The 11,831-nt window shown below is 33.5% G+C and carries 9 protein-coding genes; 1 reads left to right on the top strand and 8 read right to left on the bottom strand.

All coding sequences use genetic code 11. The features are described from left to right. Positions 1-12: 12 nt before the first annotated feature. A complete protein-coding gene (locus ABJD27_RS04655; RefSeq protein WP_348170342.1) occupies positions 13-1,416 on the top strand; it encodes a fasciclin domain-containing protein in 1,404 nt (467 codons plus the stop codon). 137 nt (positions 1,417-1,553) lie between these two features. On the opposite strand, the gene ABJD27_RS04650 is transcribed toward ABJD27_RS04655, so the two are convergent. From ABJD27_RS04650 to ABJD27_RS04615, 8 genes are all read right to left on the bottom strand, one after another. Further along, the gene (locus ABJD27_RS04650) at positions 1,554-2,402 is read right to left on the bottom strand and encodes a type II CAAX endopeptidase family protein (protein ID WP_348170345.1); all 849 of its coding nucleotides are present in this window, start codon (positions 2,400-2,402) and stop codon (positions 1,554-1,556) included. A 280-nt stretch (positions 2,403-2,682) separates the two neighbouring features. Further along, complete coding sequence (locus tag ABJD27_RS04645; protein WP_348170348.1) at positions 2,683-3,672, bottom strand: hypothetical protein; 990 nt, start codon at positions 3,670-3,672, stop codon at positions 2,683-2,685. Positions 3,673-3,708: 36 nt separating this feature from the next. Continuing rightward, the gene (gene yidC / locus ABJD27_RS04640) at positions 3,709-5,604 is read right to left on the bottom strand and encodes a membrane protein insertase YidC (RefSeq protein WP_348170351.1); all 1,896 of its coding nucleotides are present in this window, start codon (positions 5,602-5,604) and stop codon (positions 3,709-3,711) included. A gap of 95 nt (positions 5,605-5,699) precedes the next feature. Further along, entirely contained in the window at positions 5,700-7,316 is a 1,617-nt protein-coding gene (locus ABJD27_RS04635; protein ID WP_348170354.1) for a CTP synthase, read from the bottom strand. 230 nt (positions 7,317-7,546) lie between these two features. Further along, positions 7,547-8,632, bottom strand: coding sequence for a redox-regulated ATPase YchF (gene ychF, locus ABJD27_RS04630; protein ID WP_348170357.1), 1,086 nt, complete (start codon positions 8,630-8,632; stop codon positions 7,547-7,549). Positions 8,633-8,832: 200 nt separating this feature from the next. After that, positions 8,833-9,408 carry a hypothetical protein gene (locus tag ABJD27_RS04625; RefSeq protein ID WP_348170360.1) on the bottom strand — a complete coding sequence of 192 codons (576 nt, stop codon included), beginning with the start codon at positions 9,406-9,408 and terminating at the stop codon, positions 8,833-8,835. A gap of 117 nt (positions 9,409-9,525) precedes the next feature. Continuing rightward, a complete protein-coding gene (locus tag ABJD27_RS04620) occupies positions 9,526-10,923 on the bottom strand; it encodes a hypothetical protein (protein WP_348170363.1) in 1,398 nt (465 codons plus the stop codon). A 57-nt stretch (positions 10,924-10,980) separates the two neighbouring features. After that, positions 10,981-11,811 carry an alpha/beta hydrolase gene (locus tag ABJD27_RS04615; RefSeq protein ID WP_348170365.1) on the bottom strand — a complete coding sequence of 277 codons (831 nt, stop codon included), beginning with the start codon at positions 11,809-11,811 and terminating at the stop codon, positions 10,981-10,983. Positions 11,812-11,831: the final 20 nt, after the last annotated feature.

Here is an 11,831-nt window from a genome sequence, read left to right as displayed (position 1 = left end):
AACACAATCACTATGAAAAGATTTATTAATTATACAAAAATAGCAATCCTTGCTATAACGTTCACAGGAATCATTTCTTGTGTAGATGATGACGATAATGGTAACATTATAGATAATACACCAAGTAATAGCATTTTGGATATTGCTATAAGCAATCCTGATTTTAGTTCTTTATTAGCTGCATTACAGCAAACGGGTCTTGATGCTACACTTGCTGGTAGTGGGACTTTTACTGTATTTGCTCCTACAAATGACGCTTTTGATACCTTCCTAGGGGGAACCTTACTAGAAGATATAGATGATGATGTATTAACTCAGTTATTATTAAATCACGTCATTAACGCTGAGATTCCATCTGCAGATTTAATAACCGGATATCAAAAGAATTTAGCAACAGAAGCTTCTACAAATGCAAATATTGATATGTATATAGATACTTCAAGTGGTGTAACAATTAATAATCAATCTACAGTTACAACTCCTGATATAGATGCAGATAATGGAATAGTGCATATCGTAGATACTGTTATAGAATTACCTACTCTTGTCACGCTTACAACTATAAATCCAGTATTAAGTTCTCTTATCGCTGCTCTTACCGATGAAGGAAATACAACTTTTGTTGATTTATTATCTGATACGACTTCAGATTTTACCGTATTTGCTCCTACCAACGATGCTTTTACTACTTTTTTAAATGGTAGTACCTTAGATGATATAGATAATGATGTTCTTGGACAGCTCTTATCAAATCATGTAATTCCAAATACAGTTGGTATCTCTACTGCCATAGGAAACTCTTATGTAAGTACATCTGCTATTTTTAATGGAGAAGCAGACGCTCCTATAAGTATGTATCTCAATACAGATAGTGGTTTAACTATTAATGGAAGTGTAAATGCTACTCAGACAGATATTGTTGCTGTAAATGGTGTTATCCATATAGTTGATGCAGTTATAGAACTTCCGGATGTAACAACATTTGCACTTGCAGATCCTATGTTTTCTTCACTTGTAACAGCACTTACAACAGACGCTTCTTTTAATTTTATAGATGCACTTCAAACACCTAATGGAACAATGCCAGCACCTTTTACTGTATTTGCTCCTACAAATGACGCCTTTACAGAATTACTTGCAGATTTAGACCTTGTAAGCCTTGATGAAGTTCCTGTTTCTACATTACAAACAATAATAGAATTACACATAGTTCCTGGTGCAAACGTACGAACAGAAGACCTTGCTGATATAGATGGTACAAACGTAACAACACTAGGAGGCACCGCTATTACAATAGACGCTGCTACACCTGCTCTTATAGATCCAGATGGTGAATCTAATGGAATTATAGTAACCAATGCTCAAGCTACAAATGGAGTTATACAAACAGTAAGTCGTGTATTAAGAGATTTCTAATACAAAAAAATCAATACCATACTAACACATTTTTTAGATTAATGACAACGTTAGTATAACAGAAGCTCCGATATTTTCAGTTGTATCGGAGCTTTTATTATGGATGCAACATAATTCTATAAGTATTTTAAACCCCTTTAGACAAGTGAAGGATAGGTAAAAAGTAATAGATGAGTTAAATTAAATAGCATATGCAAAAGCATTGAACTTTCTATTCTTTTTGTTTTATGATATATATATCCATAAAATACTCCAGCTATAGAAGCGAGAATTATATATAGTATTCCGCCATTATAGTGTGCTAATCCAAAAGCTAACGAAGCCACAAGTAAACTAACAGTTAAAGCATACTTACTAGGCAACGCATCATAAATTCTTTGTTGGATAAACCTCCTAAATATGGCTTCTTCTGCTAGACAGGTAAAAAACAAATTAACGAGAATCCATATAGGTGTAAAGTAAGGTAGTTTGGGTTCAAACTTAGAATACCCTAATACTGTTGCTAACACAAAGAAAAGTAGTGCCATAATAGCGAGGCTTATTCCTATTTGCTTTAGAATAAATAAGGTATTTACTTTTAGAGCTTTATAACTAAAGGCTACTATAAATATTCCTATGGCCGTTTTATCCAAATTAAAATATAAACTATACGAACTAGAACTTGGACTTAAAACAATAGCGTCTACATATTTATAATTATCAAATCCAAGAATTTCAATATGGAGCATTAAAGGAATAGCTAGAAGGAGTACTAAGAAGAATAGGAGAATACTCCTTTTTTGATAGTAATAATAAGTTGCAAAGCCTAAGGTCGTAGTATATACTAATGATACAACAGATGCTCTTTCAAATGATAAAGCACATATAAATGATAGTATTATAAAAAACAACCATAATGGTATTTTATTAAATAGTTTATATCTAAACCATATAGAAATAACACTAACTAATAGAAAACCGTACGTAAGAAGAATCGTTATATCCATATTTACAATACTAATCATTTAAAATAAAAGTGCAATCAATAAACAAAAAAAGTGATGCAAATGCATCACTTTTTCATCTATATATGAAAGGAATATTATTTCTTCCCTTTAGCATTCTTTTGTTTTTCAGCTTGTTCCATCATCTCAGCCATTTTCTTTTGGAAACGACCTTGTTTTTAAAAGCAAAAACGAAAAGTCTTATAAGATATAATTTTAACCTTTCATGAAACCAATATAGCTATCTATCATTACTATATATAAAAGCTAGAATTACTAATAATTATTCTGTACAAATCCCTTGGCTTAATTGAAAACTGGTTGGATTAAATAAGTTATTTTCTACAATAAAATTGCCGACCAAGCCATCAGATGTAATTACTGGTACCAATCCGCAGAAATCAGATAAAGACTCATTTCTAGATATATCCAATTCATTTGTGATTGCTGTTAAATTAGAAAACCCATCCAAGTTTTGAAGACTATTATTATCTAGAATTCTAATTCTATTTATACTTGTAAGAGAATTAAAGCCATCAATATTGGTCAAATTTTGATTAAGTAAAATGGATAGTTCGCAACTAATTCCGGTCTCGGTAATGCTTTGAAGAGCATCTATATTTATAAGTTGATCATTATTTTCAATTTTAATATCTGACTCAACATATTCAATATTAATACCGTCAAGTGATTCTAGAAAATTCATGTCCCCAACACTAAATACATTTGTAACTCTTTTTAAACCAGAAAAAGCAAAAAGATCTGTCCAAATTAAGTTACCAATAGATAAGACTTTAATTTCTTCAATATTACTAAATGTTGTCGTATTTTCTAACATCGGAAGGTTTGATATACCAATACCATTAATTATATTTCCATCCAATTGTAAAGCATCAATGCTTTCTAACCTAGGGTTACTGAAAATCTGAATATTTTGAACTTCTCTTAAGTTTTCTAATCCATTAAATGTTTCTAATTGAGAATTACCAGATACACTTAATATATTAACCTTTCTTAATGAATTAATAGGGGTTAAATCAATAATAGGATCACTTAATGCACTTGATATATTCAGAGTTCCTGTGACTTCAATTAAATTCATCTGACCATAAAAATCGACATTACCCTGCGATGTTAAGAATAGGTCTCCCACATGTATGTATTCTTCAACTATAGATTGATTTACCTCAGCATCATCATCACTGCAAGACAGAAATAAATAAGAGAAAAGAATAAAAGCAAATGTTTTAAAATAGTATAACTTAAAAGGCATAATATTGAGTTAATTAGTACTGAATGATAAAACCAATTATTTTTTAGCATTCTTTTGTTTTTCAGCTTGCTCCATCATCTCAGCCATTTTCTTTTGGAAACGACCTTGTTTTTTAGGCTTTGCTTTCTTCACTTCTATTTTTGCTTTGATCTTATCTTCATCAATAATATACTTCTTGATAACCAAGATAATACCGATAGTAAGTAAGTTAGAAATGAAGTAATATAAACTCAATCCACTGGCATAATTATTAAAGAAGAATAACATTAATAGTGGAGAGAAATACATCATATATTTCATCATTTTACCCATATCTGGCATCCCTTCTTGCGTAGGCTGTTGCATCGCTTGATTTCCTGTTGTTAATCGCATAGAGAAGAAAATAGTTACTGCTGCTAATATTGGAAATAAACTCACGTGGTTCCCATAAAAACTAGAGATAATAGGAATATTAAAATCCCACTGGAAAATAGCATCATAAGAACTTAAATCTTCTGCCCATAAAAAGCTTTTACCTCGTAAATCAAAAGCAGATGGAAAGAATGTAAATAAGGCATAAAAGACAGGGATTTGCAATAACGCTGGCAAACAACCTGCTGCTGGACTAGCGCCTGCTTTACTATACAATGCCATTGTTTCCTTTTGTTTCTTCATTGCATTGTCCTTGTACTTCTCAGAAATAGCAGTTATTTCTGGTTTAAGTACTTTCATCTTTGCTTGAGAAACATACTGTTTATACTGTACTGGAGATAATAATAACTTAATAAAAACTGTCATTAAGATAATCGCAATTCCTGCTGGTAAAAACCCTGATAAAAATCCAAAGAATGGAATGACTAGGTATTTATTTAAGAATCCAAAAATTCCCCAACCCAATGGCATTGCTTCATCTAGGTTACGGTCATACTCTTTTAAGATTTTATAATCTGTAGGACCATAATACATATTCATTGCATAATCTAATTCTCCATTTTTAGGAGCCAATAAAAGATCTGCTTTGTATTCTTTTGTAAACTCTGTTTTTTCCTCTGCATCATCTGCAATTTTAAACAAATCGGTAGATGTTAGTTTTGCTTCTTCAAAGGGTGTATCCGTCAATAGCATAGAACTAAAGAAGTGCTGACGATAATTCATCCAAGAAAGATCTTTTCTTAGTTCATCATCCTCACCCATCTGACTTAATTTATCAGTCTTCCCATCTTCATATTCATATGTAAGTCGTGTATATCTATTTTCATACTTAATACTCTTTGCATGACGCATTCCTTTAAAATCCCATTGCAAACGCATAGGTTGACTTGTATTAAGTACACGAGAAAGTCCTTGCGATCTCATCCCAAAATCAAGCATATAATCGCCTTTCTTTAACTCGTAACGATATTCAAAGAATTCTGTAGGCGAAACTTTTAAACGCATTGTCAAAACCTCATTATCTCCATTTTTTGAAAGTTGTGGTTCAAAAAATAAATCTTTTGTATTCAGGTTACGATTATCTGTCGTGCTAAAAGAAACATTAAACTCACTATTTCCATCCTTAATTAGATATACTGGAATAGAATCAAACGTTTTATGTTGTAATAAAGTAGCTTTTACAATATGCCCTCCTTTATTACTTACCTCTAGTTCAAGAACATCATTCTTTACTACAGTCACCCCTTCCTTTGCCGAAGCTAATGTTCCTGAATATGCAAAAGCTCCTAATCTGTTTTGCAATTGAGAACGTCCTATAGAATCTGTAGGTGTAACCGTATTAGTAAAGTCTGGTGTCGCAACTTCTGAAGTTTCTTGTGCTTGCTCTTCTTGTACTTGTTCTTGTTTTGCCTCTTCTAGCGCTTGAAGTTCTTCAGGACTAGGTTTGACATAAAATATATATAGAATAATGGCTCCCATTAAGAGCATTCCTATCAGTGAAGTTCTATCGAGTTTTTTCATTAATTGGTATTATATAGTTCGCTTTTGCGAAAGTAATATTTCTTATAAGAGATAGCAATTCTATCTCCAAAGGTTTCTTTTATGCCATACTGGCATTATTTTTTTTCTGCATATGTAACTGCTGCTTTCACAAAAGCTACAAATAACGGATGAGGATTTGCCACAGTACTCTTATACTCAGGATGATACTGTACTCCTACAAACCATGGGTGGTCAGGTAACTCAATAATTTCTACAAGTCCTGTATTTGGGTTTGTTCCCGTAATTTTCATTCCTGCAGTGACAAGCTGGTCACGATACGCATCATTAAATTCATAACGATGGCGATGACGCTCTTCTATAATATCAGTTTTGTACACATCGCGTACGATACTTCCTTCGGCAAGAGCACATTCCCAAGCACCTAAACGCATGGTTCCTCCCATATCGGTAATGCTCTTCTGTTCTTCCATGATATCAATCACTGGATGTGGTGTAGTAGGATCCATTTCGGTTGAGTTCGCTTTCGCGAAAGCGCACACATTCCTACCATATTCTATCACTGCCATCTGCATTCCTAAACAGATTCCTAAAAACGGAATTTTATGTTCTCGTGCATATTGTACAGCTTTGATTTTTCCTTCAATACCTCGTTCTCCAAAACCTGGCGCTACAAGGACTCCATCTAATTTTGAAATTTGATTTTTAATAACCTCATCAGAGATATATTCACTATGGATACTTTCAATCTTTACTTTAACTTCATTTTCTGCACCTGCATGAATAAAAGATTCTAGTATTGATTTGTATGAATCTTGAAGTTCTACATATTTCCCTATAAGTCCAATAGTAACTTGAGACTTAGGGTTTTTATGCTTGGTTAAAAATTCGTTCCAACGCGTTAATGTAGGCGTTGTTGTATCATCTAAATCTAAGTTCTTAAGAACAATTTTATCCAATCCTTCTTCCAACATAAGATTAGGAACATCATAAATTGTGCTTGCATCTATAGACTCTATCACTGCTTCTCGTTCTACATTACAAAAACGAGCTAGTTTTGAGCGCAATTCATCATTAAGTTTATGTTCTGTACGACATACTAGTATATCTGCTTGTATCCCGCTCTCCATCAATGTCTTTACACTGTGTTGTGTAGGTTTTGTCTTAAGTTCACCTGCAGCAGCAAGATATGGGATAAGTGTCAAATGTATCACAAGTGAGTTTTGCTTTCCTAGTTCCCATTTTAATTGACGGATACTTTCTATATATGGTAGTGATTCTATATCTCCTACAGTTCCTCCTATTTCTGTGATTACGATATCATAATCTCCACTTTTTCCAAGAATCTGAATACGTTCTTTAATCTCATTGGTAATATGAGGAATTACTTGAACTGTTTTTCCTAAAAACTCTCCTCTACGTTCTTTATCTATTACACTTTGGTATATACGCCCTGTTGTAACATTGTTTGATTGTGAGGTTGGAACGTTTAAGAAACGCTCGTAATGTCCTAAATCTAAATCTGTTTCTGCTCCATCATCTGTCACATAACACTCCCCATGTTCGTATGGATTAAGGGTTCCAGGATCAATATTGATATAGGGATCTAGTTTTTGAATAGTCACTCGGTGGCCTCGTGCTTGCAATAGTTTTGCAAGAGATGCGGCAATGATGCCTTTACCTAATGAAGAAGATACTCCGCCCGTTACGAAGATGTATTTTGTAGTTGCCATTAATGGAAATCTATGATTCGTTTACGGGGCGTAAAGGTACAGAATTTTATAGGTAGATGCCCTATTTTTTGGAGGTTATTTTATAGGGCGTTCTAATTAATTGCATCTATTTCTTGTCCCATTGGATATCAATGATTCGCATGTATGTATGCTACAAATCATCTTTAAAAAACTAAAAAGCCAGAACAATAATGTTCTGGCTTTTTTATAGTATTATATATTCTTCTATTTTATAAAAAGTGCATTACATCTCCATCTTGAACGATATATGCTTTTCCTTCTGCTCTTAGTTTTCCAGCTTCGCGTGCCTTAGAATCACTTCCGTAATGTACGTAATCATCATAACTTACTACTTCTGCACGTATAAATTTGTTTTCAAAATCTGAGTGTATTACCCCTCCTGCTTGTGGTGCTGTAGATCCTATATTAATGGTCCAAGCACGTACTTCTTTAACACCTGCTGTAAAATACGTTTGCTGATTTAATAATTTATAAGCGCTACGTATTAATTTTGCACTTCCTGGTTCATCAAGTCCAATATCTGCAAGAAACATCTGGCGCTCTTCATAGTCATCTAGTTCTGTAATATCGGCTTCGATTCCTACAGCAAGGACTAACACCTCTGCATCTTCATCTTTTACATTTTCTTTTACAAGATCTACATATGCATTTCCGTTTACCGCACTATTCTCATCTACATTACATACGTACATTACAGGCTTATCTGTTATAAACTGTAATGGTTTTACATAAGTTGCACGTGCGTCATCATCTATAGCGATAGCTCGTACAGACATACCTGCTTCTAATCCTTTTTTAAGAGCTACTAATACAGCTTCTTCATCCTGCGCTTCTTTATTTCCAGTCCTAGCGGCTCTCTTAACTTTTTCTAACTTCTTATCTACTGTTTCCAGATCTTTTAATTGAAGCTCTATATCAATGGTTTCTTTATCACGTATAGGATCTACATTTCCATCTACGTGTACAATGTTATCATTATCAAAACAACGCAATACATGTAGGATCGCATCAGTCTCACGGATATTTCCAAGAAATTGATTTCCTAATCCTTCTCCTTTACTTGCTCCTTTTACAAGTCCTGCAATATCTACTATATCTACAGTTGCAGGTACAACACGTTCTGGGACTACTAGTTCTTCTAGTTTTTCAAGGCGAGGATCTGGTACATTAACCACTCCTATGTTTGGTTCTATGGTACAAAATGGGAAGTTTGCACTTTGCGCTTTGGCATTAGACAAACAATTAAATAAAGTTGATTTACCAACATTAGGTAATCCTACGATTCCTGCTTTCATATATGTGTTTTAATACGCTTTCGCGAAAGCGGCTTTCTTATCAACCACTTTTTTTCGAGGTGCAAAGATACTAGGAAAAGAGATACTATAACAACAACCTACAATCAAAAAAGGAATCTCCATATCCTAAAGTAAAAAAGCCTCAACAAATGTTGAGGCTTTTGAAACTATATATATCTTACATACAACAAGGGTATATTCTAAAGTGCACATTCCAAACCACACATAGCGATAAAGACTGGACTTGCGATACTACATCCTATTATTGTAAAAATATTTTCTTGACAAACATCTACCAATCCTTGAATACAATCGCCAAAACAACTTCTCATTTGCCATTGTACTTCAATTCCTTTTTCTGTCTCCACTAGTGTATACTCTGCAAAAACTTGATGAGAATCGTTACGGATTTTGAAATTTACATTATTGGTTCCTGCTACTGTATGACTTTCTATAATCATTGATTTACCAACTTGATTGTTTTCTACAGTAAAAAATAATTGACTTTGAGCAACCTTATTATTTGTTACGTCTGTATTATTTACCACATCCATAGAATACAGTGTTTGTCCATTTTCTGTATGCAATGCTAAAGACCTATCCATCGTAGTCTTATCTACATCTGGATAATTATTTTCTATCTGTTCAAAATTTTCTGTAGAGAATAGAAGTTGGGCTTCTGGTTGAAACTCTGAACTTGTATCAAGATCTGTTTCTGTTTCACAGGCAGTGAAGGCTAATAATACTAAAGATAACATCAATAAATTTTTCATCATTATAATATTTTATGGTTAGTAATAATGAAATGTATTTCTATATATAATGCTGCACAAAAAAACGAAGATTTAGTGTATAAGTGTTGATGTTTTTTTCAAATTCGTTTTATAACACGCTTATTCATTGCTTTTTATAGTCACTTTCCCCTTTTGCCCGTACCATTTTGTAATGGTGTTTTCGGCAGGCTTAAAACGAGGTGTAAAGTCTACGCTATTCTTAGTACTTTCTGGTGTAGATCCAGTATGCCATTGCCATATATAACATCCAGCAAACCAAGGTTCATCCCATAATTTCTGAAACATAGCTTCGTAAGCTAGTTGTTGCGTTTGATTTGATTTTTTCTTAGTTAACGCACCAGTAATTGCTCCCCATTCCCAAGGTTTTATAGTCGCAGACACATCACTACGATAGCCAACCTCTGTAAATAAAATAGGTTTTTTATAGGCTTGAGATGCTATTTTCATCTTTTCAATATGTACATCCCAACCTTGCTTGATTTCTTCTAAATTTGGACTTTTATTTGTTGTCAACGGAAAATAAGCTTGAAGTCCTATATAATCCAGTTCATCCCAAAATGGAATATCTTCTATAGGGTCATCCCAGTTTAAAGCATAGGTTAACTTTCCAGAATACAAGGTCTTGATCTCTTTTATAAGTTCAAACCAAGCATCTGGTTTATTTTTAATTACAGTACGTAGTTCTGTGCCTATACAAAACAAAGGAACATCTGTCACTGCTGCTATACGGGCATATTGTAGCATTCTTTCTTTATAACTATCAAACCATATCGTCCAATCTTCATTGGAAAGTTTAATATTAGATCGCCATCCATCTACCAGCCAAATATGAGGTTTTAAATGTACTCGAATACCTCTTTCTTGTAACCAACCTATTTGTTTTATCACTGAAGAATCTCTACGAGACCAAACACCAGGAATTACTCGACCTTCTATCTTATTGGTCTCTTCGGTTTCCTGATCTATAAATGGAATGACAGTCGCCCATTCTATGTTATCTTTAATAAGATCCTTTGTGGCCTTCTTATAGTCTTCATTCCTATTATAGGACCAAAAAACACTCATCCCTCTGTGTTTTCCATCTATATCATAGAGGTTTGTCGCGTTTTCTGTGGTATTTTCTATCGTATGATTCCAAGTATACTCGTATAGCTCTTTACTATTCTTAGCAACAACTCCTTTAATGCTTAGAAAAATGAATAATACGGGAAGTATTAATGAGAAGCTTAATCGTTTAAAAGCTGTTTTCCAACCGTTACTTTTAAATCCTCGTATGGCATACCTACCAATAAGAAATAATACGTATAGTAGTAGAAAAAGGAAGTGAAACCCAATAAGAAATGTAGCATTAGGAATCACACTTAGTAATTGATACATCGCTTCTTTGAAGGATACTCCTGCTTGCCAAATCCCGATACAATATAGTATCAAGAATATCAGCCATGTGCATAGATATACAATGGCGATAGGGCGAAGTTCTTTTTTAAAATGCATCATAGATTTCTAAAAGCCTATATCTCTTAGAAGATTATAAAGTATAAATGTTACAGTTTCTTAGTGTTTTTCAAGAACCTGATCAATAGTCTCTGTATATTCTTTAAAGTTAACGAGATCATTATGACCTCCATCTGGAATAGTGATGAATTCTTTTTTTGACGAAGTCATGCTATTAAATAGCTTTTGTCCGTGCGTATAATCAACAACCTCATCTGCTGTCCCATGAAAAATAGTAATAGGACATGAAACATCATTTATATATTGATGGGTAGCCATCTTATATTTTAATAATCGTTTTATAGGTAGCCAAGGAAAGCGAGATTTTGCTTCATCTTCGATACTATAGAAAGGAGTTTCTAAGGTTACATTTTTAGGGTTATTTTTACTTGCCACATAGGTAGCAAAGGTAGTTCCTAAACTTCTCCCATATACGTGAATCTGTGATTCTGGATAGTTCGCTTTCGCGAAAGCGTACCATACATCACTATCATCATATAGTGCCTGTTCTGGATCTAGAACTTTATCACTAGGTACTTCGCTCTTTCCATAATTACGATAATCCATAACAATCACAGCATATCCTTTTTTTGTAAAGAAACTCGTGATTTCTCCCCATCGTCTTACACTACCGGCATTTCCATGAAAATAAAGAATCACGCCTTTGGCATTCTGTACAGGAAAGTGAAGTCCATGAAGTTGAATCCCTCCTTCTCCAGTTTGATATACTTCTTCAAAAGGTTCGTCAAATTCAAAAACATATTCTTTGGGTAGTTGTTCAGGATGAAATAACATATTCTCTTGAAAGAAATAGAGTCCACCACATAAAATTCCATAGATATTTCCCAAAATAAATAGAAGGATTGCTCCTCTTTTTAAAGTACGCTTCATTACGCTTTAATTTATAACAA

Source organism: Dokdonia sp., assembly GCF_039945015.1.
Classification (GTDB): Bacteria; Bacteroidota; Bacteroidia; order Flavobacteriales; family Flavobacteriaceae; genus Dokdonia.
The sequence above is the reverse complement of the archived record's forward strand: the minus strand, read 5'-3'. Positions and strand labels throughout refer to the sequence as shown.